The organism is Pseudomonas sp. 51_B (assembly GCF_017491595.1).
Classification (GTDB): domain Bacteria; phylum Pseudomonadota; class Gammaproteobacteria; order Pseudomonadales; family Pseudomonadaceae; genus Aquipseudomonas; species Aquipseudomonas promysalinigenes.
Genome location: NZ_JAFGYW010000232.1, coordinates 1 through 497, shown reverse-complemented (window position 1 = coordinate 497; position 497 = coordinate 1). Strand labels below are relative to the sequence as shown.

Here is a 497-nt window from a genome sequence, read left to right as displayed (position 1 = left end):
CCCTGGAGCCGTTCCATCGCCTGTTGCTTGGGGTTGGCTTCGGGCTGCTCCGTCGTTTCCATGCTTGGGGGCTGCTCAATTGCTTCAGTGGACTGCTCGGCGTTAGCCAGCGCTGCGCCACCCAGCGCCAGTGAAATAGCCAGAGCCAGGTGTTTTGGTGCGAATAGGTGTTGAGTGGGCATCAGGTTCGATTTCCGTATCGAGAAAATCCAACTCTATTGCTACCCGAGAAAAACCGATGTCGGCCGCTTCCCGCATCCACGCAGGCGACATCGGATCGTTCTGTGGAAAATCCTCACTGGATTTCGCAAACAATTCTTTTGCGCGGCGCCGCTTGTTCTTTTTCCTACAGCTTTCGCTTGAAGACGGCATTTTTATCAGCGTGAAGTTAAATGCTTATCTGCATTATTTTGCAGTTGGTAAGTTAGTAGCGAGGGCTGATGTGCATTTTGTTGCAGATTTGGGGCGTCTTCGGCTGCCAGAATGCACTATATTGC

The 497-nt window shown here is 52.1% G+C and carries 1 protein-coding gene and 1 pseudogene; one reads left to right on the top strand and one right to left on the bottom strand.

All coding sequences use genetic code 11. The features are described from left to right. Positions 1 to 182, bottom strand: a pseudogene (locus tag J5M56_RS24575) (hypothetical protein); the annotation flags it as partial. A gap of 56 nt (positions 183 to 238) precedes the next feature. Between J5M56_RS24575 and J5M56_RS24570 the strand changes: the two are divergent. Continuing rightward, a partial coding sequence (locus J5M56_RS24570) for a hypothetical protein (RefSeq protein ID WP_207938006.1) occupies positions 239 to 497 on the top strand: 259 nt, incomplete at its 3' end.